General features: G+C 72.8%; 20 protein-coding genes. 9 read left to right on the forward strand and 11 right to left on the reverse strand.

The window, feature by feature from the left end; translation table 11 throughout:
• Window positions 1-49: 49 nt before the first annotated feature.
• Window positions 50-1,345 (reverse strand): ABC transporter substrate-binding protein, encoded by a 1,296-nt coding sequence (locus tag AB852_RS10615; protein WP_073786371.1) that lies wholly within the window; start codon window positions 1,343-1,345, stop codon window positions 50-52.
• 205 nt (window positions 1,346-1,550) lie between these two features.
• Here AB852_RS10615 and AB852_RS10620 point away from each other — a divergent pair, with 205 nt between their 5' ends.
• Genes AB852_RS10620 through AB852_RS10630 form a run of 3 tightly spaced genes read left to right on the forward strand, consistent with a single transcriptional unit; the run spans window position 1,551 to window position 5,147 of the window.
• Window positions 1,551-2,060 (forward strand): PadR family transcriptional regulator, encoded by a 510-nt coding sequence (locus AB852_RS10620; RefSeq protein ID WP_073786373.1) that lies wholly within the window; start codon window positions 1,551-1,553, stop codon window positions 2,058-2,060.
• Window positions 2,057-2,851, forward strand: coding sequence for an ABC transporter ATP-binding protein (locus AB852_RS10625; RefSeq protein WP_073786375.1), 795 nt, complete (start codon window positions 2,057-2,059; stop codon window positions 2,849-2,851). The genes AB852_RS10620 and AB852_RS10625 overlap by 4 nt, the downstream gene beginning before the upstream one ends.
• A gap of 4 nt (window positions 2,852-2,855) precedes the next feature.
• Window positions 2,856-5,147: an FtsX-like permease family protein gene (locus AB852_RS10630; RefSeq protein WP_073786377.1), complete on the forward strand. Its 2,292-nt coding sequence runs from the start codon at window positions 2,856-2,858 to the stop codon at window positions 5,145-5,147.
• A 306-nt stretch (window positions 5,148-5,453) separates the two neighbouring features.
• Here AB852_RS10630 and AB852_RS10635 read toward each other — a convergent pair whose 3' ends face one another.
• The gene (locus AB852_RS10635; RefSeq protein WP_245876711.1) at window positions 5,454-6,380 is read right to left on the reverse strand and encodes an SDR family NAD(P)-dependent oxidoreductase; all 927 of its coding nucleotides are present in this window, start codon (window positions 6,378-6,380) and stop codon (window positions 5,454-5,456) included.
• Between the two features lie 172 nt (window positions 6,381-6,552).
• Here AB852_RS10635 and AB852_RS10640 point away from each other — a divergent pair, with 172 nt between their 5' ends.
• Entirely contained in the window at window positions 6,553-7,347 is a 795-nt protein-coding gene (locus tag AB852_RS10640) for a helix-turn-helix domain-containing protein (protein WP_073787676.1), read from the forward strand.
• A gap of 226 nt (window positions 7,348-7,573) precedes the next feature.
• Here the strand turns inward: AB852_RS10640 and AB852_RS10645 are convergent, their stop codons facing one another.
• Window positions 7,574-8,665 (reverse strand): Gfo/Idh/MocA family protein, encoded by a 1,092-nt coding sequence (locus AB852_RS10645; RefSeq protein WP_073786379.1) that lies wholly within the window; start codon window positions 8,663-8,665, stop codon window positions 7,574-7,576.
• Between the two features lie 140 nt (window positions 8,666-8,805).
• Window positions 8,806-9,777, reverse strand: a complete 972-nt coding sequence (locus AB852_RS10650) for an aldo/keto reductase (RefSeq protein WP_107499198.1) — start codon at window positions 9,775-9,777, stop codon at window positions 8,806-8,808.
• A gap of 189 nt (window positions 9,778-9,966) precedes the next feature.
• Here AB852_RS10650 and AB852_RS10655 point away from each other — a divergent pair, with 189 nt between their 5' ends.
• The gene (locus tag AB852_RS10655; RefSeq protein ID WP_073786381.1) at window positions 9,967-10,611 is read left to right on the forward strand and encodes a MarR family winged helix-turn-helix transcriptional regulator; all 645 of its coding nucleotides are present in this window, start codon (window positions 9,967-9,969) and stop codon (window positions 10,609-10,611) included.
• 338 nt (window positions 10,612-10,949) lie between these two features.
• On the opposite strand, the gene AB852_RS10660 is transcribed toward AB852_RS10655, so the two are convergent.
• Window positions 10,950-11,534 carry a rhodanese-like domain-containing protein gene (locus AB852_RS10660; RefSeq protein WP_073786383.1) on the reverse strand — a complete coding sequence of 195 codons (585 nt, stop codon included), beginning with the start codon at window positions 11,532-11,534 and terminating at the stop codon, window positions 10,950-10,952.
• A gap of 73 nt (window positions 11,535-11,607) precedes the next feature.
• Here AB852_RS10660 and AB852_RS10665 point away from each other — a divergent pair, with 73 nt between their 5' ends.
• On the forward strand, window positions 11,608-11,889 hold the full coding sequence (locus AB852_RS10665; RefSeq protein ID WP_073786386.1) for a metal-sensitive transcriptional regulator: 282 nt from the start codon (window positions 11,608-11,610) through the stop codon (window positions 11,887-11,889).
• A gap of 93 nt (window positions 11,890-11,982) precedes the next feature.
• Here the strand turns inward: AB852_RS10665 and AB852_RS10670 are convergent, their stop codons facing one another.
• From AB852_RS10670 to AB852_RS10680, 3 genes are all read right to left on the reverse strand, one after another.
• On the reverse strand, window positions 11,983-12,723 hold the full coding sequence (locus AB852_RS10670) for a sulfite exporter TauE/SafE family protein (protein ID WP_073787678.1): 741 nt from the start codon (window positions 12,721-12,723) through the stop codon (window positions 11,983-11,985).
• A gap of 209 nt (window positions 12,724-12,932) precedes the next feature.
• Window positions 12,933-14,339 carry an MBL fold metallo-hydrolase gene (locus AB852_RS10675; RefSeq protein ID WP_073786389.1) on the reverse strand — a complete coding sequence of 469 codons (1,407 nt, stop codon included), beginning with the start codon at window positions 14,337-14,339 and terminating at the stop codon, window positions 12,933-12,935.
• A gap of 246 nt (window positions 14,340-14,585) precedes the next feature.
• A complete protein-coding gene (locus tag AB852_RS10680) occupies window positions 14,586-15,596 on the reverse strand; it encodes an alcohol dehydrogenase catalytic domain-containing protein (RefSeq protein WP_073786391.1) in 1,011 nt (336 codons plus the stop codon).
• 441 nt (window positions 15,597-16,037) lie between these two features.
• Here AB852_RS10680 and AB852_RS10685 point away from each other — a divergent pair, with 441 nt between their 5' ends.
• Window positions 16,038-16,547, forward strand: a complete 510-nt coding sequence (locus tag AB852_RS10685; protein ID WP_073786393.1) for a DUF4430 domain-containing protein — start codon at window positions 16,038-16,040, stop codon at window positions 16,545-16,547.
• A gap of 324 nt (window positions 16,548-16,871) precedes the next feature.
• On the opposite strand, the gene AB852_RS10690 is transcribed toward AB852_RS10685, so the two are convergent.
• Window positions 16,872-17,432, reverse strand: a complete 561-nt coding sequence (locus AB852_RS10690; protein ID WP_073786395.1) for a hypothetical protein — start codon at window positions 17,430-17,432, stop codon at window positions 16,872-16,874.
• 120 nt (window positions 17,433-17,552) lie between these two features.
• On the reverse strand, window positions 17,553-17,735 hold the full coding sequence (locus AB852_RS10695; RefSeq protein WP_073786397.1) for a hypothetical protein: 183 nt from the start codon (window positions 17,733-17,735) through the stop codon (window positions 17,553-17,555).
• A gap of 294 nt (window positions 17,736-18,029) precedes the next feature.
• Here AB852_RS10695 and AB852_RS10700 point away from each other — a divergent pair, with 294 nt between their 5' ends.
• On the forward strand, window positions 18,030-18,614 hold the full coding sequence (locus AB852_RS10700; RefSeq protein WP_079184497.1) for a cupin domain-containing protein: 585 nt from the start codon (window positions 18,030-18,032) through the stop codon (window positions 18,612-18,614).
• A gap of 120 nt (window positions 18,615-18,734) precedes the next feature.
• On the opposite strand, the gene AB852_RS10705 is transcribed toward AB852_RS10700, so the two are convergent.
• The gene (locus AB852_RS10705; RefSeq protein ID WP_073786399.1) at window positions 18,735-20,168 is read right to left on the reverse strand and encodes a prenyltransferase/squalene oxidase repeat-containing protein; all 1,434 of its coding nucleotides are present in this window, start codon (window positions 20,166-20,168) and stop codon (window positions 18,735-18,737) included.
• A gap of 599 nt (window positions 20,169-20,767) precedes the next feature.
• On the opposite strand from AB852_RS10705, the gene AB852_RS10710 reads away from it, so the two are divergent.
• Window positions 20,768-23,863, forward strand: a complete 3,096-nt coding sequence (locus AB852_RS10710; protein WP_073787679.1) for a prenyltransferase/squalene oxidase repeat-containing protein — start codon at window positions 20,768-20,770, stop codon at window positions 23,861-23,863.
• Window positions 23,864-23,866 lie beyond the last annotated feature (3 nt).

Here is a 23,866-nt window from a genome sequence, read left to right on the forward strand (position 1 = left end):
ACTAAGTGATCGTCACGAAGGGGACGGCGGGACGCGAGGGGCGGACGGGTCAGCGGCCGAGGATGTCGCCGAGTTCCCGGTCGAGCCGGAGCAGGGCTTCCTCGGGCGGGACCCGCTGGGTCAACGCGCCGTGCGTCACGGCGGCCACGGCCAGACTGACCTGCTCGTAGTGGACGCTGGTGAGCCGCACCCGGGCCGACCGTACGCCGCGCGCCAGTTCCGGCAGATACGGGAAGCGTCGTACCAGCGCGGGGTCGCTGTACAGCGAGGCGCGTACCGGTGGCAGCGCGCCTTCCGTGAGCACCTGCCGCTGCGCCTTCTCACCGAGGAGGTGGGCGAGCAGGTCGGCGGCGGAACGCGGGTGCGGGGAGCGGGCGTTGACGGCGAGGTTGGAGCCGCCGAGGACGCCCGCGCCGGGGCCGTCCCGGCCGGGCAGCGGCACCGCCCCGACCTTGCCGGCGACCGGGGAGCCGGGCGCGGAGGCCAGTGCGTACACATAGGGCCAGTTCCGCAGGAACAACAGCTCACCGGACTGGAACGCCAGCCGTGAGGTCTCCTCCTTGTAGGTCAGGGCCTGTTCGGGTATCCAGCCCTCGCGCAGCCCGTCGGTGAGGAACCGGAGTCCTTCGAGGGCCGCGGGCGAGGCCACCGTGATCTCACCGTCGGGTCCGGTGAGCGAGCCGCCCGCCGACTGGATCGCCTCGGTGACGTTCACCGTCAGCCCCTCGTACGGCAGGAGCTGGCCCGCGTAGCCCTGCATGCCGTACTCGGCGGACAGGGTGGCGGCCTGGTCGGCGAGTTCGTCCCAGGTGCGCGGCGGGCCGAGCCCTTCCCGGGCGAGGATGTCCTTGCGGTAGTAGAGCAGGCCCGCGTTGGTGACATACGGCGCCGCGTACAGGCGGCCCCGGTAGGTGCCGGTGTCCAGGACGGGCGGCAGCAGGGAGTCGAGGGGCAGTGCGGAGCGGTCGAGGGGGGCGATCCAGCCGTGCCCGGCGAACTCCGCGGTCCACGCCACGTCGATGTTCAGGACGTCGAAACGGGTGCTGCCCGCGCGCAGGCTGTCCCGCATCTGGGCGTGGACCTCGTCGGCGGCCTCGGGCAGTTCGACGAGTTCGACCCGCTCGGCGGGGCGTGCCCGGTTCCAGTCGTCGAGGACGCGGTGGAGGTAGCGGGTCAGGTCGCGGCCGGTGACCATGGTCAGCGGGCCCCGCCCGTCGGACGCGGCGCCGACCGGGTCCCGTTCGGCGCCGGACGCGGTCAGCGCGGTCAGCAGCAGTGCCGTGGCCAGGGCCGCCCGCCCGGTCAGGCGGAGCCGCCGAACCAGGTCGTCACCGACGCCGCGCATCGCTTCCCGCCCTCCCCCGGCCGCCCGGGAGCGGTCCTCCCATGACGGTCACGTCCTTCCGAGTGCCGCACCAGGCATCATGTATACCTGCGGAACGGTGCGACACCCATCGGCACGGATCGTTGTCCGACCGTACGTGTCGAGATACGAACCGGCGGTTCGCGGCGGAGCGTCCGCCCTGTTGTCCTAGGAGGGACCCGGCACCGTGCGTCTTCACCTGCTGGCGCTGCTCGCCGGTGGTCCCGCCCACGGTTACGAGCTGAAACAGGCTCTGGAGAAACTTCTGGGCGGGGCGTACCCTCAGCCGAACATCGGGCAGATCTACGTCACACTCGGCAGGCTGGAGCAGGCGGGGCTCATCGAGGGGAAGCATGTGAGCCAGTCGGACCGGCCCGACAAGAAGATCTACGAGATCACGGCGGCCGGCCGGGAAGCGGTCGACGCCTGGTACGAGACGCCCTCGGAGACCCCGCGGGTGCGCGACGACTTCTTCATGAAGCTCGCTCTCGCCCATCTCACCGGTGCGGCCGACCAGATCAACCTCATCAACAAGCAGCGGCGCCACTACCTCACCCTGATGCGGGCCCTGTCCCGGCTGGAGCGCGGGGACGGCGAGCCCACCGGCCGGATCGCCCGGCTCCTGGCCGAGGGGGCGTCACTGCATCTCCAGGCCGATCTCGACTGGCTGGAGCGCTGCCAGGAGGAACTCGAATGAGTGCCGACCCCACCGCCGCGGACGGCCCGGACACCCCGCCGACCCACGAGGGCGACGGTCCGCTGCTCTCCGTACGCGGTCTGACGAAGAGTCATTCCGGGGACGGGGGTCCCGTGCACGCGGTGCGGGGCATCGATCTCGACGTGGCGCGCGGGCAGTTCGTGGCGATCACCGGTACCTCAGGGGCGGGCAAGTCGACGCTGCTGCATCTGCTGGGCGGTCTGGAGCGGCCCGACAGCGGCACGATCCGGCTGGCGGGACGGCGCGTCGACGGGCTGAGCGAGGCCCGCTGGGCCGTGCTGCGCCGCCGTCGGCTGGGTATCGTCTTCCAGTTCTTCAATCTGGTGTCCACCCTGACCGTCGCCGACAACGTCGAGATGCCCGCGCTGCTCGCGGGGCGCGGCGCCCGCTCCGGCCGGTCCGATGTACGCGAACTGCTCGTCAGGCTCGGGCTGGACGGCAAACGGGACAGTCTGCCGGGCGATCTGTCCGGCGGTGAGCAGCAGCGGGTGGCGCTGGCGCGGGCGCTGGTGAACCGGCCCGACCTGCTGCTGGCCGACGAACCGACGGGCAGCCTCGACAGCCGGGGCACACGTGAGGTGGTCAACCTGCTGAGCGAGTTCCACGCGCGAGGCCAGACGATCGTCCTGGTCACCCATGACGCCCGGGTGGCGAGCGCGGCCGAGCGGGTCCTGACGGTCAGCGACGGCCGGATCGTCGACGACATCGACCTGACCGACGGGAACGGGAGCGCGGCGGGCGCCGCCGGACTCGTCGAACTGGCGGAGTGAGCCGGTGCGGGCCATCCTGCGCTGGGCGCTCGCCGATCTGCGGACCCATCGCGGCCAGGCCGCGTCGCTGGCACTGGCGACGGCGGGGGTGACGGCGGCGCTGCTGTTGTCGGCGGCGCTGTTCCAGTTCGCGGCAAGCCCCTGGCAGCGGGTGTTCACGGAGACCCGGGGCAGTCATGTGTGGCTGCGGGTCACCGCCACCGCCGAGACCGGGGGCCTGCGGGAACTGCCGGGCGTGGCAGGTGTGTCGGGCCCGTACGGCACGGCCCCGCTCACCGCGACGAGCGCCACGTCGACGGCGGCCGTGGATCTGCGGGCGGTGCGCCCCGACGGGCCGACGGCCCGGGAGCGGCGGTTCCTCACCGGCCGCTGGCTGTCCGGCGCGGGCGACGAGGTGGTCCTCGACCGCGCGACCGCGCAGGCCCTGTGGGTGGGCCCCGGTGACGAACTTCCCGTCCGCGCCGCCCCTTCCCGGCGGGGCACCCTGAAGGTGGTCGGGGTACTGGCGACCGCCGAGGCGGGCTACGCGCCCGGTGAGCGTCCGGGCACGGGCTGGGCCGGTGCGGGCACGGTCACCCGGTACGTCACCGGGGACGCCCCGGGCCGGACGGTGGGGCTGCGGCTCGCGAACGCGTCGGACACCGACTTCGTGCTCCAGCAGGCGATCGCGGCCGTGGGTCCCGAGCATGTGGTGCGCGTGTCGACCTGGCGTCAGGCACGGTCGGCGGTCGGCGAGGACGACCGGCTGCTGGGGCGGTTGCTGCGGGTGTTCGGGCTGGGCGCGCTGCTCGCGGCGGCGCTCGCGGTCACCGGCGGGGTGGGCGGCCGGGTCCGGGGCCAGGTACGGGACATCGCGGTGCTCAAGGCGATCGGGATGACCCCGCGCCAGATCGCGGTGATGTTCTTCGCCCAGCACGCGGCCCTCGCGCTCGCCGGGGCGGCGCTCGGCACACTCGTGGTGCGGACGGCGGGCTCGTACGTGCCCGGGTCGATCGGTGAGGCGGTGCCGCACGGGCTCGCCCTGCCGGAGGCGGTCCCGGTCGCCGCGGCGGTCGCGGGGGCGACGGTGGTGGTCATCGCCGCGGCGACCGCGCTGGCCGCGTGGCGGGCGGCGCGGGTCCCGCCGAGCCCGATGGCCCGGGTGGCCCGGCCCCGGGTGCGGCGGATGTCACGGACGGCCCGGTGCGCGCTGCGCTGGGGGGTGCCCCCGCCGCTGGTGCTGGGCTGGCGGGAGGCGACGCACCGGCGCTCACGGTTCGCCGGGGCGGTGGCCAGGCTCGCGGTGCCGGTGCTGATGGCGACGGTGGCGCTGGCCGCGCTCACCACCCTGGGCGTGCTGCGCGGCGGCGACGGCGAGGTGAACCCGGCGGCGCCGCTCACCCTGCGCCAGGACGGCGCGGGACTGGACGCCACGGATCTGGCGCGGGTCGGGGCGGACCCCCGGGTCCGGGCGGTGTACCCGGCGGCGGAGGTCACCGCGCTGATCCCGGGCCAGACCCGGTCGGTCACCCTGCGGGGGCTGGGCTCCCAGGGACACCCGTACCCGTTCGTGGTGGTGGCGGGCCGCACCCCGGCCGCGCCGAACGAGGCGGTGGCCGGGCAGGGGCTGCTCGACGCGACGGGCGTACGGGTCGGCGAGTGGGTGCGCCTCACCGTGGGCGGCACCCCGCACATCCTGCATGTCGTGGGCCGTTCCATCGAGCCGGAGCACGGCGGGCAGGTCGTCACGACGACGCTGGACACGCTGCGCGCGGGCGGCACGGTGAATGGCCCTCCGGCGTACGCGGTGATGCTGCGCCCCGGCGCCGACCAAGGCGTGACGGCGCGGGCCCTGGCGGAGGCGCTGCCGGACGCCGATGTACGCGGCGCCCCGCCGACGGTCGCCTCGGCGGTGCTGGTGAGCCGGGTACTGACGGGACTGATCGGGGTCCTCGCGCTGATCGCGGTCGTGGAGCTGGCCGGGTCGGTGAGTTCCGCCGTACGCCAGCACACCCGTGAGCTGCCGGCGCTGCGGGCCATGGGGCTCACCCCCCGGCAGTGGATCGGGGTGGTGGTGACGCACTGCGCGGTGACGGCCGCGGGGGCGGCGGCCCTGGGGATCGCCGCGGGGCTGCTGGTCGCGCGACCGCTGATCGATCTGGAGGCGCACGGGAGCGGGGTGGGGGCCGGGATAGCGCGGTTGCCTCCGGCGTCGTCGTTGGTGGTGACGGCGGTCGGGCTGGTGCTGGTCGCTGTGGCGCTGGCGGTGGTGCCGTCCGCACGCGCGAAACGTGACCTGACGGTCGTCCGGGGGTGAGGCGGCGGCGGGTCGGTCACCGCCGCCTCGGCTCCCCGCCCGCGCCTGAGCCCCGGCTGTCCCGTACGGGGCGTTCCGGCGGCCCTGCGTGCTCGCCGGTGGGCCTACGGGTGCCCGTGCGGGTCGCTCGCGGGGGTGCGGTTCCCCGCACCCCTGGGTCTCCGCCGTTGGACGTACTTGATCCTGTGCGGGTCGCTCGTGGGTGCGCGGTTCCCCGCGCCCCTGGGTTCGTACCGGTGAGCGAACTTGTTCCTGCGCCCGTATCCCGGGGGCGCGCGGTTCCCCACGCCCCTGGGTCCGTACCCCTCAAGTGGTTGTCCGCAGGACCTGTTCCAACCAATCCCAGAGCACGCCTTCGCGGTCGGTGTCATAGGACTCGGCGGATGACGGCGTGACCTTCGTCCGGTGGATGTAGGCACCGGACGCGGCAGGTGTGACTCCGAGGATGGTGTCGGCGAATTTCCTTCCCGCGGGGACCGGGGTGTCCACGAGAGGTGTGACCGCGAGCAGCGGGATGATTTTGCTCATCAGGAAGGGGAAAGCTCCCCCCGCTTCGCGCGCGAGCCCGGTGCCGACCACAAGGCTGGGGTTGTACGAGACGATGTCGACACCTTCGGGCAGTCGTCGGGCCCATTCGTGGACCAGGTGGACGCCGCCGAGTTTGCTCGTCACGTAAGCACGACGGCCGGCCCGGACATTCCCGGAACGGTCGAATGCTCCGGGTCGGGAGATCTCCGGGATCGCCCAACGGGGTGCGGGCATGGTCCCCCCGGTATGCCGCAGATCACCGAAGTGCGCGTCGCTGACCGTGACGACGATGCGTGCCGGCGCCAGGATGTGGGGGTGCAGTCGCCTGAGAAGCTGGTGGGTGGACATCACGTTCACCGCGAAGGTTCTCTCGTATCCGTCGACCGTGGTCTGCAACGCGTCGGAGAGGTGGACACCCGCGTTGAACACGAGTCCCCGCAACGGAGGCAACTCGCCGGAATCAAGAAGGTCTTCCAACTGCAAACCGGCGGCGTCGACACTCGCCTTGCTCGACAGGTCGATGTCGACGGTCGAGACGTGCGGAGAGATTTTCCGCAGGCCCGGCAGTACCTCGGCGGCAGAGGAGCCCCGGCCGAGAACCACAAGGTGGGTATCGGGGCTGCGTCCGAGGATGTCTCGCGCGGCTTCCAGGCCGATCCCCCGAGTGGCCCCGGTCATGATCAGGGTTCGGTTCGCTGCGTTCACGTGTGGACCTCCTGGTGGGATCGTGCGAGTGCTGGTGTGCGTCGACGTATCGCTCTTCGCCGCCGTCGACGCTGCCGGAGTGCTCGACGACCAGGAAGACTTCGTCGAGCCTGGTATCCGCAGGGCCACGCTCCCGGCCCGGCGACTGCCACCGGTGAGGGACAATGAAGTCATGGCGGGAGACGAGCGGTCAGGTCTGGGCGAGTACCTGCGCCACCATCGCTCGGAAATGGCACCCCGGAACCGACCCGGGGCGTCCCCTCTGTCCCATAGACGTGTGCCGGGCCTGCGACGCCAGGAGCTCGCCGACATCGCGGGTATCTCGGTCGAGTACTACACCCGTCTCGAACAAGGGCGCGCGTCCCGCCCTTCGCGGGAGATCCTCACCGCGCTGGCGCGGGCCTTTCAGCTCTCGAACGCCGAGCGGGACCATTTGTTCCGACTCGCCGACGAGCGGACTCCGCGGCCGCCCGCACCGGCCGCGGACATCCGACCGGGGCTCCAGCACCTGCTCGACAGCCTGGACGACACCATGCCGGTCACCATTCACGACGGCCGGCTCGACATGCTGGCATTCAATGTCGCCGCGGCGGATCTGTTCGGGCCCGTCTTCGACGACGGACCGTACGGCCACAACATCGTCCACCAGGCCTTCACATCGGCGGGACTCCGCGAGGTGCTCGGGAACGAGGGAGCGGAGCAACTGTCCCGGGTGGCCGCCGCCGAACTTCGCAAAGCGCTCGGTCTCTACCCGGAGGACGAGCGTCTTCGTTCTCTGTTCCGCGAACTGTCGGCGAGCGGTACCGAGTTCGGCCGACAGTGGGAGCGGGGAGAGATCGGGACATGGAGGTCCGCGATGAAGCGCGTCAACCATCCGACGAAAGGTCTGCTCGCGTTCGACAGCGAGATGCTGCACGACCCCGAGAACGACCACTGGGTCATGCTCTTCACCCCCCGTCGCGCATGATCTCCCGATCGGGCCGCGGACGCGTCCGCGCCGATGGCGACAGGGAGACCTGCGGCAAGGTGTCCGACGGTACCCACCAGCGTCGGTCCGACCGGGGAACGGCGATCGTGGCTGCGGGCCTCCCGAGGACCGGGAGCAGTGATCTTCTCGGTGGCGGTCACGACAGCATGCGGCTGATGGTTCGGCAACGAACCTCAGGGCGCCGCCAAGGCCGGGTGTGACGGCGTCACTGCCGCAGACCTGTGCTGGATGCCTTTTCGATCCGGGCGATCAGACGGCTGTTGTGCACCGCGTGGGCGAATCCCGGGGTGTGGTGGGTTCCGTGTGTGATGTCGCGTGCCAGGCCGGCGTACACCTCGCCCACGTTGATGGACGCACCGGCCCAGACATCGGCGGCGGTCGGTCCGGCACCGCCCGAGACGGGGCGGTCAGGTGCCGCGAAGTCCACGTTTGAGGTGAGGACGAGATCTCCGACCTGAACGCCCGCGGGGTGATCGCCGGTCAGCCTCAGCCAGCCGTCCGAACCGCGGATCTCCAGAACGAAGCGGGCGTCGGGCGCGGGCACTCCTGCCAGGATCTGCACGCCGACCGGTGCGCCCGACGCGGTCTTGGCGATGGCGTCGAGGTGATCAGGTACCTCCCGGGCCGACAACTCCCCGGTGTCCACCAGGTTCACCCGTGGCCAGAGGAGTTCCGTGCGCGCATCGATCTCGGTGATGTCGCCGAGGACCGCCTCGACCACATCCAGCACATGGCCCGCGGCGATGGGCAGGAAACCGGCTCCCGCGGCCGCCTTGTCGAAGTATGCGTACGCGCTCACCGATTCCGGGCCGTTCCCGAACGTCGTCGCGATGACTCGCGCCGACAGCAGCCGCCCGAGCCTTCCCTGTGCGACGATCTGCGCCGCGCGGCGCACAGAGGGGTTGTGCCGGCCCTGGAGGCCGATCGCCGTGTGCAGTGACCCCGCCGCGGCGGCCATCTCCTCCGCCTGCGCGACACTCACACCCAGCGGAGACTCGGCGTACACGGCCTTGTTCGCCGCGAGGGCCGCCAGCACGAGGTCGCGGTGAGCCGGGACCTTGACGGCCACGGTGACGAGATCGACCGACGGGTCGCGGATCAGCTCGAAGGGATCGGCGAACCAGCGCTCGGCGCCGAAGGTCTCGGCCGCGCTTCGAGCGCTTTCCTCGTGCCGTGTGGCCACCGCCGACAACTGGAACGCCGGCTGCGCGGCCAGCGCGGGGATGTGTGACGCCCCCGCCCAACTCGCCCTCGTGTCCGCGCCGATGATGCCCACACGGATGACGTCGCTTCTCATGAGGTGTACTGCTCCATTCGTTGTGCTTCGATCGCGGTACGCCGCTGCGCACCGGCCGTGCCGACTCCCCGTTCGGAGAGCGGGTCGCCTGCGCCCGGCTCGTCCGGGCACTGACGCCCGGTGCCTGGCGGTGGCCCTTCTCAGTGGTCGATGGACGCCATGTCGGGTTCGGCGTGGCGTTCGCCGGACGCGGGCGGCACCTTGTTCAGCCGGGTGATCTGGTCGGCGCTCAGCCCGATTCCGTCGGCGGCGCAGTTCTCCTCCACCCGGTCGGCCCGCGTGGTCCCGGGAATGGGCGCGACGCCCTCACCCTGTGCGAGCAGCCAGGCGAGGGCGATCTGCGCGGGCGTCGCCCCGGCCTCGTCGGCCACGCCGCGCACCTCGTCGAGGATGCGCAGGTTGCGCGCGAGGTTTCCGCCGGTGAACCGCGGGTTGGTGCGACGCCAGTCGGTGGCGTCCAGGCCGTCCAGGGTGCGGACGCCACCGGCAAGGAATCCGTGCCCCAGCGGCGCGTAGGGGACCAGCCCGATCCCGAGCTCCCGCAGGGTGGGCAGCACCTCGGCCTCCAGGTCACGCGTCCACAGTGAGTACTCGGACTGCACGGCGGACACGGGATGCACCGCGTGTGCCCGGCGGATCGTCCGCGCGGCGGCCTCCGACAGCCCGATGTGGCGCACCTTGCCCGCGGTCACGAGTTCGCTCAGCGCCCCCACCGTCTCCTCGATGGGTACGTCGGGGTCGACCCGGTGCTGGTAGTACAGGTCGACGCGGTCGGTTCCGAGCCGCCGCAAGGACCCTTCGACGGCGGCGCGGACGCCCGCCGGGGTACTGTCCGGCCCCGGTCGGCCGGTAGGAGAGACGAGGCCGAACTTGGTGGCGATGACGACTTCGTCCCGGCGGCCCTTGACCGCGCGGCCCACCAGTTCCTCGTTGACGTAGGGGCCGTACACCTCGGCGGTGTCCAGGTGCGTGACACCGAGGTCCAGGGCGCGCCGAACGGTGCGGATCGACTCGGCGTCGTCCCTGCCGGCTCCCGTGTAGAACGCCGACATCCCCATGGCTCCGAGCCCGATGCGTGAGACCTGAAGTGTCCCCAGTGACGTGATGTGCACGAGGTGTTCCCTTTCTGGACCGACGGGCGAACCTGCTCCGCGCGTCGGGGTGCTCGCCCGGTCCCGTTGTCGGAACAGGGTCGACCAGCACTCCGGCGGTACGGCCGGACGGCGACGGAGCGAACTTGACGCATCAAGAACTACACGGGAGAACTTGACGTGTCAATAAGTGGGTCTAGGGTGGTCCCCATGACTGGGACTGCGACGGGCAGGGACGATCAGCGTCCTCGGCATCCGTCGGACGGAGCGAAGGGCAACGCCTCCGCGCGAGGCGAAGCGGACACCGGTGAGGGGAAACCCTCCGGCCCGGACCGCGGGACGCCGTGGCTGAACGGCGAGGAGCGGGAGGCATGGCTGGCCAACTCGGCGATCATGATCAGCCTGCCGGCCGCCCTGGACGCGCGGATGCAGCGCGAGTCCGGCATGACCTTCTTCGAGTACATGGTGCTCTCGGTCCTGTCCGAACAGCCCGCTCGCACTTTGCAGATGAGCGATCTGGCCGCACGGACATCGGCGTCGCTGTCGCGGCTGTCGCATGTCGCCGGGCGACTGGAGAAGCGGGGACTGCTGTCGCGGTCCCGCATCCCCGGCTCAGGCAGACGCACCAGCGCGACGCTGTCCGAGGCCGGATACGCAGAAGTCGTGCAAGCGGCGCCGGGACACGTCGCGGCGGTCCGGGAATACCTGATCGACGGACTCAAGCCTCACGAGCTGGCAACACTGCGCCGCATCGGCTCCGCGGTCGACGCCGCCATCAAGCGCCAGATGCCCGATACGGGACCCACGGCATCGGATCCGGCCGGCACGCCGACGGACACCGGCCTCCGATCCTGACGACACCCTGCGCGGCCACGGCGGCGTCTGCGTCTGCCATCAGATGAGAATCACGCTCCTGACGCACAGGTCGGCATAGGGCTCCATCGACAAGGACCTCTGGCCATTCCCGTGCGGGCCACTCGTGGGTGCGCAGCTGCGGTCCGGCGAACGCGGGCACAGGAAGCGGTTCCCCGCCCCAAAGGGCGCGGGGAACCGCGCGACACCACCGAGTACCTGTGCGGGGACAAGCGCGCCCACCCGGGGGCACGGGGAACCGCGCACCCCCGGACGCCCCGCACGGGACGACTGCGCCCACCGACACGGACCAGGAGCGCGAGGAACCCCGCGACGAACCGCTACGCGGGGTTCTCCGTGCGCGCCCGCAGGGCGGCGAGCGTTGCCTCCAGCGCACCCGCGTCCGAGCGATTGTGCGGCAGCCGGGACAGCACCTGGGCCATCCCGCAGGTGTTCGTGACGGCGGAGAAGACGAGACCGCCCGCGATCCCGGCGGAGATCCACCGGGCCGCGTTCCACCGCTGCCCCGCGACCAGCCCGGTCAGCACCACGGACCCCGCGGTGAACCGCACCTGCCGCTCCATCGCCCAGACCGCACGACCCCGCGCGGGCGTGTCCAGCGGATGGCCGAGCCGCGCCCACTCGGTCGTACCCCCGGTCAGGGTGGTGGCCGTCACCCCCTGCTCGGCGAGGGTCCCGCACGCCTGCGCGGAGCGGGTCCCCGAGGCGCACACGACCAGCAGGTCCGTGCGCCCGGCGGCGTCCCGCAGCGCGGGCAGCGCGGTGCGGAGCTCGTCCAGCGGGATGTTCAGCGCGTCCGGGAGGTGCCCGGAGGCGAACTCGCCCGGCGTACGGACGTCGATCACGGTCATCGTGGCGAGCCGCTGGGCGGCCTGCTGGGGGGCGAGGGCGGGAGATGTGGTCACAGGATCGTCCTTACTCTTCAGTGGTCCACGCCTCCGGTAGGATACCCGTAGGGGTATACCGAAGGAGTGTGCTGTGGAACTGGCTTTGGCTGCTGAGGAATTGAAGACCGTGGTCAACCGGCTGCGCCGGGCGCAGGGCCAGATCACGGGCGTGATCAAGATGATCGAGGAGGGCCGGGACTGTGGCGACGTGGTCACCCAGCTCGCCGCCGCGTCACGCGCGCTCGACCGGGCGGGTTTCGCGATCATCGCGACGGGCCTGGAGCACTGTCTGACCAGCGAGGACATGGCCGATCCGGAGGACCGGGACCAGATGCGGGCCCGGCTGGAGAAGCTGTTCCTCTCCCTGGCGTAGCCCTTCCCGGGCTGTACTGCCCGGGTCCGGCCCGGACCCCGACAGGTACCGGCGGTGCGCAGGCAGCGCCGGGCGCCGACCGCGGGCGCGTGCTCATCGGACGGCGTCCACGAGCATCAGCACCGCGACGGCGAGCAGCACGCCCGCGAACACCCGCCGGAGCATGGCGTCCGGCATCTTCGCCGCGAGGCGCTTGCCGTCCCAGGCGGCCAGGACCGCGGCGGCCGTGAACGGGGCGACGACCGCCCAGTCGACGCCCGTGCCCGAGCCGCCCCGGACGGCCAGGGACACGACCGAGTTCACCGACACGACGAGCAGTCCCGTGGCGACGGCGGCCCGTAGTTCGAACGCCAGCACACCCACCAGCGCCGGTACGGCGAGGAATCCGCCGCCGACACCGAGCAGCCCGGTCAGCGCACCGAGCCCGGCCCCCGTACCGGCGGCCTTCAGCGGCCGTACGGTGGCGGGCTCCGGGGTGTCCGGACGCAGCATCCGCAGGGCCGCGAGGCCCGCGACCCCGGCGAACGCCGCGGTGAGCAGCGCGCCGGGCAGCCGGTCCGCCAGGCTCGCCGTCGCCGCGGCGGGGAGCACCCCCGCCGCGGCGAAGAGCGCACCGCTCCGCCAGCGGACGGCCCCGGCGCGCGCGTGGGCGTACAGCGCGGTCAGCGAGGTCACGGTGACGATCAGCAGGCTCGCGGTGGTCGCCTCGACGGGTGTGAAGCCGAGCAGGTAGATCAGCGCGGGCACCGCGAGGACTCCCCCGCCACCGCCCAGTGCCCCGAGCGCGAGGCCCACGACGCCTCCGGCGGTGAGGGCGAGTATCAGTTCGCTCATGTCGGGCCACCCGGACCCGACACCCGGGGGCGACATCGCTCCCGGCGGTGACCGGGGGCGCGGCAAGGGCAACACATGGTGCACTCCGTACGGGGACTCCGGCCGGGCCCGGTCACGGGCACGGCGGGGAAAGGGAAGGAAGGAAAGGGAACTGACGGCAGGGCGGCGTGAGCGGACCGGGGCGGTCGCTCGGCGCCGTGTTCGTACGGCTAGACCCGGGCCCCGGCCGGTCCGGCGACGGTGAGCCCGGCGCGTTCCGCCGCGTCGAAGCCGTCGTCGACGGCGACGACCCGCCGCCCCGCCGCGTCCAGCAGCGACGCGGCGATCGCCGCGCGCATCCCGCCCGCGCAGTGCACCCACACCGCCCCGGGCGGCACCTGCGCGATCCGGTCGCGCAGCTCATGGACCGGGATGTGCACCGATCCGGCGACATACCCGGCGGCGCGCTCGGAGTCGCGGCGTACGTCGAGGACGACGACATCCTCGTCCGTGTTCCCGGAGTCCTCCCCGTCCGCCGCGCGTGCGGCGGCGAGGCCGGCGAAGGTCGCGCGGGGGAAGGCGGCCAGGGTCTCGCCCTCGCGGACCCAGGTCCGAGGGTCGCCGGTGGCCGCCGCGGCGGGCCGGTCGATACCGACCCGGGCCAGCTCCCGCTGTGCCCGTGTGATCTGCTCGGGGGTGCTGCCGAGCAGGGTGACGGGCTTGCCCCAGGGGATCAGCCAGGCGAGGTAGGTGGCGAGCTTGCCCTCCTCCTCGAAGTTCAGCGATCCCGCCAGATGCCCCCGCGCGAAGGCGACCCGGTCCCGCAGATCGACCACCCACTCCCCCGCGGCGAGCCGGGCGGCGAGCTCCCCGGCGTCGGCAGGACGCGGCGGGGTGAGGTCCAAGGGTGCGGGACCGGCCGCGTTCGCGGGTCCCATGTGCGCGTAGTACGCGGGTACGTCGTCGAGTCCGGCGAGCAGTTCGGTGACGAAGCTGTCGACGTCCCGGGTCAGCGCGGCGTTCATCAGACGTTCGGCGCCTATCGTGCTCGCCCCGCCGCCCGCACCGGAACCGGACGAGCAGAAGCTTCCGAAGCCGTGCGTCGGGAGGACCGGCACCTCGTCCGCGAGGGTGTCCGCGAGCCGGTGCGCCGAGGCGTGCTGAGCGCGGGCGAGCTGTTCCGTGAGCCGGGGTTCGACCAGGTCGGGGCGGCCGACCCCGCCTATGAGAAGTGATCCGCCGGTGAACGCGGCGACGCCCCGCCCGTCCTCCTCAAGGATGTACGAGGTGTGATGGGGCGTGTGCCCGGGGGTGGCCAGGGCACGCAGGGCCAGACCCTCGTCCACCTGAACGGTGTCACCGTCGGTGACCGGGGTACGCGCGAAGGAGACGGCCGCGGCGGCCGGGACGAGGTAGTGGGCACCGGTGAGGCGCGCCAGCTCCAGTCCGCCGGTGACGTAGTCGTTGTGGAGGTGGGTCTCGGCGACATGGGTGATCCGGACGCCCCGGCGGGCCGCCGCGGCGATGACCTGGTCGATGTCCCGAGGGGGGTCCACGGCTACCGCCGTGGCGTCGCCCCCGGCCAGGTAGCTGCGGTTTCCCAGACCCTCGAACTCCAGGGTGTCGACGAAGAACACGGCTCCACACTCCTCACACGCATGTACCCCCCGGGGTATTTTCAGCCACCCTAACATCTATACCCTGGGGGGTATGGAGAGGAGTCATCCGTACACCCTGGGTCACCACACCCGGGCACTCCGGAGCGGCCTGGGCGACGCAAGAGGTACGCAGGAGGTCACCGCGGGCCGGAGGGGTCGCCGCAGGCCAGAGGGATCGGCGCATGCCAGTGGGTCGGCGCACGCCGGAGGTGGCCGCGGGGGCCGCTACAGCTCGAAGACCACACGCGCGGCCACCCGCCCCGCCATCACGTCCTCGATGGACTCGTTGACGGACCCCAGCGGACGGGCCTCGTGGATCACCCGTGTCCGTCCCGCCGCGTGCAGGCGGAACACCTCGTCCAGGTCCAGCCGCGTACCCACGATCGAGCCGATGACGGACGTCCCGTCGAGCACCGTCCTGAAGATGGGCACCGCGATCGTGCCGCCCGCGGGCATCGCGACCATCACGAGCTTCCCGCCCCGCCGCAGCCCCGCGTACACCGAGGTGAACGCCGCCTCGTTCACGGCGAGGGCGAGTGCCGCGTGCGCGCCGCCGTGCTCCCGCAGCACGGCCGCCGGATCGTCCTTCGCCGCGTTGACGAGGATGTCCGCGCCGAGCGACGCGGCGAGCGCCAGCTTCTCCTCCGTCACGTCGATCGCCGCGACCGTGGCCCCCGCGATCTTCGCGTACTGCACCGCGAGATGACCGAGCCCGCCGACACCCGACACGGCCACGAGCTGCGCGGGCCGCACCCCCGCGACCTTGAGCGCCTTGTACGTGGTGACCCCCGCGCACGTCAGCGGGGCGGCGTCCAGCGGGGTGACCCCGTCCGGCACCGGCCGGGCGAAGTCGGCCCAGGCCAGCATCCTCTCCGCGTACCCGCCGTCCGTGCCGTAGCCGGTGTTGATCTGCCGCTCGCAGAGGGTCTCCCAGCCTGACAGACAGTGCTCGCACCGCCCGCAGGCCCAGCCGAGCCAGGGCACCGCGACCCGCTCCCCCACCGCGAGGTGGGTCACCCCGTCACCCAGCGCCTCCACCAGCCCCACGCCCTCATGGCCCGGGACGAACGGCGGCCGGGGCTTCACCGGCCAGTCGCCGCGCGCCGCGTGGATGTCGGTGTGGCACAGCCCGCACGCCTCGACCCGGATACTGACCTGTCCGGCGCCCGGCTCGGGATCGGGCCGCTCCTCGATCACCAGCGGCTCACGGAACGCGCGGACGACGGCTGCTCTCATGACGGCCTCCCGCCTCCCATGGTGCGCGGCGGACCCCGATCGGGCATCCGGGCCCCTGCCGGGCGGGCCCGCCGAGCGCCCGCCCCACGACCGGGGCGGCCAAGCGCGCGGAACGCCTGACCGGCGGCCCTCCACCCCCGTACGATGCGGTGACCCGGTCCTGACCGGGCGTCACAACTGAATGCGGGGACGACTGGGGGAAGCCGGTGGGAATCCGGCGCTGACCTGCAACCGTGTGCGGCACGAGGCCGCGAGTCGGAGCACCCGGCGTCCCACGCGCGCCGCTTCTCCCTGTCACGGTCCGCAGTGCGAAGCCCCGGGTGCCGGTCCTCACCGCCCCGCCGCACTTGCCCTCCGCACACGGACGGGAAACGGCGGGCGGGCGATGCCCCGGTGCGGGGCCCGTGCCGCGGGCCCCGTAACCGCCAGGAGGCACCCGCCATGAACCGCACCCTGACCAGGGCCGTCGTCACCACGGCCGCCCTCGGACTCGCGCTCACCAGCGCGCCCGCCGTCGCCGGACCGGGCACGCACCCGAGCACGGCCGTGGCCACGGCCACGAACACCAACGCGCCGATCAAGGTCAAGCTCACGGTGCAGGGCCCGGACGGGCTCCTGTTCAAGGGCAAGGTCAGAACGAAGGGCCACCACGTCACCCCGGCGACCGGTGGCTCCTACAAGTGCGACGGCACCAACGGCGGCGCCCACCCCAGCGCGGTGCCCACCCCGACCGCCGCCCTGGACGACGCGGCCCGCAAGCGGGGCTTCAGCTGGGACGGCACCTGGTACCCGTCGTTCGAGGACTACTTCGTGGAGAGCGTCAAGAACGTCAGCGGCGGCGGTGTCGCGTACTGGAACATCTCCGTCAACGGCGTGCCGACCCCGGTCGGCGGCTGCCAGTTCAAGCTGAACGCGGGCGACCAGGTCGCGTTCACCTGGACCGCCTTCTAGGAATGCCCTGCCGACCCCGTCGGATCGTGCGCGGTGACGTGCCCGTTCGGCGGGTCGGTGGACCCGTTCGGGGATCGTGGCCTTGATCCCCCGTCGGCGGAGGTGGGCCGAGCATGCGCGGTCCAAGCAGCCCTCGCCGACGCCCACATGGCGGGTAGCCGGGTCCGGGTCCTCCCGGACCCGGCTGCCCACCGCCGAAGCCGTCCAGCGGTGGGAGGACCGGCCGTGGGCGACGCGGCCGTGCGGGTACCGGTCCCGGCAGACCGCACCCGTGGAGGCCACGCCGAACTCGGCTCGGTCGGCGGCCCTGTTGAGGCACGGGTCTCACGCGGCGGCGGAGACTCGGCGGCGGTAGTAGGCGATCGCGAGGGCGATGGTGATGGGTCCCCATGCGGCGATGGGGGTGACGCACACCGTCGCGAGCGTCTGCCAGGCGGTGTTGGTGTACTCGACGGATTCCGCGATGCCGTACAGGGTGAGATTTCGACCGCCGCCGATCGGGACGGCGGTGAACAGAAGAGTGAGGATCAGCCCGCCGAGGACCGCGGGGGCGACCGCCGCCATCGGCCGGACGCGTCTGCCGCCGATGACCGGTATCCAGGCGGGCGCCACTTCTCCCCAGCCCCGGACCAGCCCGATGGTCAGGATCGCGATCACTTCCGACAACACGCTGAGCCCGAGGACGTACGGGACGCTCACCCAGTAACCCGGCATCCCGGCCTCCTGCATCTGCCCCATGTCGAAGTGCAGGGCGAAGGGCAGCCGCCACAAGCAGCTCGGCAGCAGGAGCAGCGGGAGCGCGTAGGCGAGGCGCGTCGCCCAGCGGGGAACGGGCCGCTCGGTGTCACCGACGGTCGGGGGCCTGTGCAGGATGTTCAGCGTCATGGCTCCACCCTGAGGGAGCGGGGACGACGGGGAATCATCCATGGGAACCGAACCGCTAGCCCTCGCGGGGGAGTCGTACCGAGCAGCCTCCCTCCCGAGAGGTAGCGTTCCGATGCGCGGTCAGCTCCGCTCGCCGTTACCGCGTCCGGGCCGGCCCCGGGCGGAGGAGGGCGCGGTGCCCGTCGGTGCGGCCGGGGGCCCGTAGCGCTCGTAGTAGTCCTGGAGCAGTCCCGATTCCTCCAGCACGGTGTCCGCCCAGGACGGGTCGAGCCGGCCGGGGCGGGATCGGTCGCGACGGCGCACGCTCCGGTGAGCATCCCGGCGTAGACGAGGTCGGAGTGGAGATTGCTGATGCTGTCCGTCTCATGGAAGTTGACGGGACGGCCGTCGGCCAGCACGGTGACCTCGACGCCTCCGCGGAGGGTGTGCGTACGGGAGCAGGCCGGGAGCGCCGGGCGCGTGGCCGCGTCCTGGACGGCGAGCGCTTCGAGGGCGGGAAGGTCGAACTCGCAGACACAGACGCAGCAGAGACGTTCGGGGGATCGAATTCCCTGCTCCCACCGTCGATGATCAGTCGCACGACCGCAGGAGGACACCGTGCTCACGGCACGCTATTGGATCGACGCCCTCGGCCTGGAGGCCCATGTGGAGGGCGGATACTTCCGTCGTACCTTCCAGGCGGACCACCGCCCCACCACCCGTACACCCGACGGTGACCGCTACACCCTGACCTCCATCCACTATCTCCTCACCCATTGGACACCGATCGGGCACTGGCACCTGAACCGTTCCGACGTCCTCCACTTCCACCAGCACGGCGAACCCGTCACCTACCATCTGCTCCACCCCGACGGCCGTCACAGCACCGTCGTCCTCGGCCAGGACCCCCGGCAAGGACACACCCTCACCCTCGCCGTGCCCGGAGGTGTCTGGAAGGCCTCCCATCTCACCGCCGGGGACCACGCCCTCATCGGCGAAGCCGTCGCACCCGGATTCGACTGGGCCGACATGACCCTCGGCCGGTACGAGGAACTCACGGCCCGCTTTCCCGGCCACAGCGAACTCGTCCACCGCTACTGCCGCCCCGACGGCCACCCGTCCCGTCCCACGAGTTCACCGGGCGCCCCGGCCGCCGGAACCCATGCTCATGAGCAACCCTTGACACCTCCGGCTCCGCCCTGACCGGACGGCGTCGCCGCGGGAGCGCCGGACGCGCGCGTACCGGCGCGGGCCGGGGTCGGCCGTCCGCGCGGTGCCCGGTGTCCCGGACCGCGAGGGCCGGGACACCGGTACAGGTGCGGGTCAGACGCCCCAGCGCAGCGCGATCGTGTCGCCGACCTGGACGACCCGGTCACGGGTCGCGGCGGCGGGCGCTGAACCGTCGACGCTCACCTTCCATGTCGAAGTGCCGCTGTTGGCCTTGCCGTTGACGGCCGTGATGGTGCCCGTCGCCCCGCTCGCCGGGGTGACGGACGTGACACAGCCCGCCGGGGTCGCCGCGCCCGTGGCGGCGGTCAGCACCTCGCCGAGGGTGGTCGTGGTGCCGGTCGGGGTGAACGCCACCGAGCACACCGACAGACCGCCCGCGCCGTCATCGACGGACAGGGCGAGTTCGGTGGCCGTCCCCGGGGTGAACGCGCTCTGCGCGACCCACTGCGGAGCACCCGCGGTCACCGGCACCGGAGGCGCGGCGGTGAAACCGCCGCCTGCGACGGCGCGGAGCGCGTCGATCGACGCGTACGCCGACGGAGTGGTGTTGGCGGGCTGGTACTTGAAGCCGCCGCCGGGGTTGAACTGCTGGGCGATCAGGAAGTCGATCGGGGTGCGGCCGGCCGGGGTGAGGAAGTCACCGGTCTGCGGGTTGATCCCGCAGGCGTTCAGCCCGGAGACGGCCCAGCCGTTGGAGTTGGTGTTGACGCCGTACATCGCGTTGAACGCGCCCGACGTGCTGACCAGTTTGCTCTTCAGGAACGCCTTGGCCTGGACGATGTCCGGGTCGGTCGCGGGCACCCCCGCCGAGCAGAGTGCCGCCATGGAGGCTCCCGTCATATCGATGTCGGACGCCGCGCCGAGCTGCGCGGGGTTGCCCTCGGCCTTGCTGTAGTTCCAGCCGCCGTCGTTGTGCTGGTTGGCGCGGACCCGGGTGACGATCCGGTCCAGCAGCGCCTGCGGCACGCGCTGCGCGCCGGACTGGGTGCGCGCGCCCGCGAGGGAGAGCCCCGCGAAGACGGTGCCGTTGTAGTTGGCGGACGGACCGAAGTACCCGGCCTCGGCGGTCTGCCAGTAGCCGTAGATATCGGCGATGAGGTTGCGGGACGCGGATATCCGGGCGGGGTCGATGCCCGCGGCGTACGCGTTGAGCGTGCCGCGCTCGTAGTCGGTGACCACGGGGGTCGCGGACGGCCAGCCGGAGGTGGCGAGCAGATCGCGGTACACCTTGCGGGCGTTCTTGGTGGCATCGCCGCCGGGCGTCACATCGACCGCGGCGGTCCCCGCCGCGGCGAACGCGCTGAACGCCCACTCGTTGGACAGCCCGGAACCGGCGTACGAACCGTCCGCGGCCTGAAGGGACTTGAGGTAGCTGACACCGTTGGTCTTCGAGGTGGCGATCTGCGCGGGGGTCGAGGTCGCCGAGGCGGGCGGCGCGGTGAGCGCGGCGACCGCGCCGAAGGTGGCGAGAGCGGCGGGCACCGTGACGGCGAAACGGGCACGGCGGGAGGTACGGGGTCTGGACATGACCGGCTCCTGGGGGTGGGGGACGCCGGCCCCGCCGCGTCCGGCCGGGTGCGGGCACGCCGGTGGGACGGGTGGCCGCCGTCCCATCGCGTGATACGGCTTCCTGATCGGTGCACCACCGTGCGGGCATTCGGGCTCGGGACGGCCCCCTGCCGTCCCACACCGCTGCGCGTCAGCCCCGGACTCCCACCGGGTTCCCCCACACGGCGGTCCCGGACGCTACCCGAGGCGGCGGGGGCGCGCCAGCGGTCCCGCCATGGAGGCCGCCGCGGGGAAGGGCCGCGGTCCGGGTCACCTTGACGCTCCGTTCGCAGCCGTGTTCCAATCCGGCTGATACACACTCAAGTTCAGGGGAAGCCGGTCGAACTCCGGCGCTGACCCGCAACCGTAGGCCCGTCGCACCGCGGACGGGCGAGCCGGACTGCCTGGACTTGGCTCTACGCAGCGAGAGGCGCCGTCGCGGACTACGGCGTGGTTCGGAACGGCCTCCCCGGCGCACGCCGCCCAGGAGGGGAGCCGCCTGCCACGCACTGCTCCACACGCACGGCACGACCGACGACATGACCGGACGGACACGTCCGGCGACGTGAGGGGCCGTGGTGGGGACCGGAGACAGATCCGAACGGCGGGCGCGGCCGGGGAAGTTGCCCGCGTTGCTGACCGCGCTGCTGCTGGCGGTGGGTACGGGCGTGGCGTTCGTCACGGTGGCGCCCGCCGCCGCCGATCCGGTGGAGGACTGCACGCCGACGCGAGGCGCGGTCGTCGCCGTCGACTTCGCCCCGTTCGGCGGCGGGGTGGTCCGTGGCTGCGACCTGACCCCGACCACGGGCTACGAGCTGCTGCGCGAGGGCGGGTTCACCACCACCGGCACCCAGCACGACGGCCCCGGGTTCCTGTGCCGGATCGGGCACAGGTCGTACGCGTCGGGCACCGAGTACCCGACACCGGACCGTGAGGACTGCGTCCTCACCCCGCAGGCCACCGCCTACTGGTCGTACTGGATCGCCTCACCCGGGCAGAGCCGTTGGCGGTACAGCCCGTTGGGTGCCATGAGCCGTACCCCGAAGGACGGTGACGTGGACGCCTGGGTGTTCGGCGGCACCGATGTCGGCGGTTCCACCGGACGGCCCTCGTTCACCCCGGACGAGGTCCGCGCGGGCGGCGGTGTCACCCCCGGCCCCTCGGTGACACCGTCAGCGACACCATCGGCGTCCCCCTCCCCGACCGGGCCGTCCGGGTCGGTCGATCTGGACGCCGCCGCCGAGTGGGTGCGCGGCAGACTCACCGACGGTGACCACATCGCCGTCGACGGGAGCGACGCGCCGGACCATATGCTCACCACGGAGGCCGCGTTCGCGCTGACCGCCGCCGACGGCCCGGGCACCGCGCTCGACAAGGTCACCGCGTTCATGGCGGGCCGTACCGACGCCTACGCCTATCCGGGCGGCGCCGGCGAGGCACCGGACACCAACGCGGCGGCACGGCTCGCGCTCCTGGCGTCGGCGACCGGCGGCGACCCCCGTGACATGGGCGGGCACGACCTGGTGGGCGATCTCGCGAAGCACGTCTGCGACAAGGGACCCGACGACGGCGCGGGACCCGAATGCACCGCCGTGGGCGACTTCCGCTCCGCCGGGTACGCCGACGGGCAGGCCCTCGCGGTCCTCGCCCTGCTGCGCGCCGGGCTCGAACCGCCCGCCGCGAGCGTGTCCCGGCTGGCCGCGCTCCAGTGCGAGGACGGCGGGGTGACCAGCGTCCTGATCCGGCCCGGTGAGAACTGCGACGGCGATCCCGGGACGACGGGCCTGGTCGCGCTGGTCCTGGACCGGGCGGGCGGCCACACCGGCACCGTCGACCGGGCGAAGCGGTACCTGCTCGGCGCACAACTGGCGTCCGGCGCGTTCCCCGGGTACACGGGGTCGACGACCGGCACGGCGTGGACCACCGGCTACGCGGCGCAGGCGCTGCGCGCGCTGGGCGAGACCGGTCCGGCCGACGCGGCCGTGGGCTGGCTCGGCACCCAGCAGTTGCCGGACGGCGGCTTCGCCTTCGAGGAGGGCGGTACGGACGCCGCCGTGTACGCCACGTCCCCCGCGGTTCTCGCGGGCGCCGGAACGAGTCTGCTGACCCTCACCCGTGAGGCACCGCAGCCGACCGGCACGCCGACGGGCCCCTCACCCACGCCCCCTACAAGTCCCCCGCCGTCGCCCACCGGACCGTCGTCCCCCACCCCGACCGGCCCCACACCCACACCCACCGGACCCTCACCCACACCTCCGACGAGCCCGCCCCCGTCGCCCACGGGTCCGTCACCCACGGGTCCGACGACGACACCGCCGCCCAGGCCGCCCGGTACGACCCCCGATCTGCGCAAGGGCGTCGCGTATCTCACCGGCCGGGCGAACCTCGTGGGCGGCCGCTACTACGAGTCGGCCGGCGGCGGTGGCCGCGCGGACTTCGGGCTCACCATCGACGGTGCGTACGCCCTGGCCGCGACCGGTCTCGACAACGACGCGCTAAGCGGGGTCGTGGACTTCCTCGACACCGGCGAGGACGTCACCGGGCGCGCGGTGCACGACTGGACCGGGGTCGGCCGCGGCGCTGTGGTGGGCGGCGCGCTCGGCAAGACCGCGCTGCTCGCCGTGGCCGTGGGACGGGACCCGAGGGACTTCGGCGGCCAGGACCTGGTCGCGGCGCTGAAGGACGCGGTGTGCAAGGCACCGAGCACGGCACCGGACCGTTCGTGCGCGGCCAAGGGCGCCTACACCTACGCCCAGTCGGTGTTCTCGCAGTCCCTCGGTGTGATCGCGCAGATCAGGGCCGGGGACGAGGAAGCGGCCCGGGAGCCGCTCGGGTATCTGCGGGGCCTCCAGCGGGACTCGGGCGCCTGGCCGAGCCTGATCCCCGCGACCGGCGACGCGGACGTGGACTCCACCGCGATGGCCGCGATGGCGGTGGACACCGCGGACGGCGGCGACCCGGATCGCGTCGTCTCCAAGGCGCTGGCCTGGATCGCGGACCAGCAGCTCCCGGACGGGGGTTTCCCCGGGGCGGCCGGGAACTCGGTCAACTCGGCGGCGCTCGCCGTACAGGGGCTGTCACTGGCTCCCGCGACCTACGAGGCCGAGATCACCAAGGCTCTCAAGTTCCTGGCGTCGCAGCAGAACCGGGACGGCGGATTCAACGTCGCCAAGGGCGGTCAGCCCGGTTCCGATCTGCGGGCCTCGACGCAGGCGGTCGGCGGGGCGACCGGGACGCCCTTCGGGGAGCTGACCCGGGATCTCACCGACACGTCCCCGCAGCCCACCCGGCCCGGTCCCGGGCCCACGTCGTCACCCGGCCCGGACCCCTCGCCCTCCACCCCGGGGATCGTCACCCCGGGCGACCCGGGCGGAGCCACCGGCTCCGGCGGAGCGAACGGCTCGAACGGGACCGGCGGTTCAGGCGGATCGGGGAACGCGGCCGGGTCCACCGGTGCGACGGGCTCCGGCGGCTCCGGCTCCGCTACGGGCGGTGGTTCGGGAACCGACGGCGGCACGGGCGCCCATGGGGCGGCCGGGGACGGCGGGGCGCTCGCGAGCACCGGCGCCCAGGTGGGGCTGTTCGCCCTGCTCGCCACCGGACTCGTCCTCGCGGGATGGCGGACCGTCGTCGTGGCCAGGCGCCGCACGGCGGCGGACGGAGGAACACGATGAACG

This window comes from Streptomyces uncialis, from assembly GCF_001905345.1.
In the GTDB taxonomy this organism is placed as follows: domain Bacteria; phylum Actinomycetota; class Actinomycetes; order Streptomycetales; family Streptomycetaceae; genus Streptomyces; species Streptomyces uncialis.

Bases quoted from the DNA above. Each gene is read 5' to 3' on its own strand.
- AB852_RS10615 (WP_073786371.1), bottom strand. From the start codon at position 1,345: ATGCGCGGCGTCGGTGACGACCTGGTTCGGCGGCTCCGCCTGACCGGG.
- AB852_RS10625 (WP_073786375.1), top strand. From the start codon at position 2,057: ATGAGTGCCGACCCCACCGCCGCGGACGGCCCGGACACCCCGCCGACC.
- AB852_RS10640 (WP_073787676.1), top strand. From the start codon at position 6,553: ATGGCGGGAGACGAGCGGTCAGGTCTGGGCGAGTACCTGCGCCACCAT.
- AB852_RS10645 (WP_073786379.1), bottom strand. From the start codon at position 8,665: ATGAGAAGCGACGTCATCCGTGTGGGCATCATCGGCGCGGACACGAGG.
- AB852_RS10655 (WP_073786381.1), top strand. From the start codon at position 9,967: ATGACTGGGACTGCGACGGGCAGGGACGATCAGCGTCCTCGGCATCCG.
- AB852_RS10670 (WP_073787678.1), bottom strand. From the start codon at position 12,723: ATGAGCGAACTGATACTCGCCCTCACCGCCGGAGGCGTCGTGGGCCTC.
- AB852_RS10680 (WP_073786391.1), bottom strand. From the start codon at position 15,596: ATGAGAGCAGCCGTCGTCCGCGCGTTCCGTGAGCCGCTGGTGATCGAG.
- AB852_RS10685 (WP_073786393.1), top strand. From the start codon at position 16,038: ATGAACCGCACCCTGACCAGGGCCGTCGTCACCACGGCCGCCCTCGGA.
- AB852_RS10690 (WP_073786395.1), bottom strand. From the start codon at position 17,432: ATGACGCTGAACATCCTGCACAGGCCCCCGACCGTCGGTGACACCGAG.
- AB852_RS10705 (WP_073786399.1), bottom strand. From the start codon at position 20,168: ATGTCCAGACCCCGTACCTCCCGCCGTGCCCGTTTCGCCGTCACGGTG.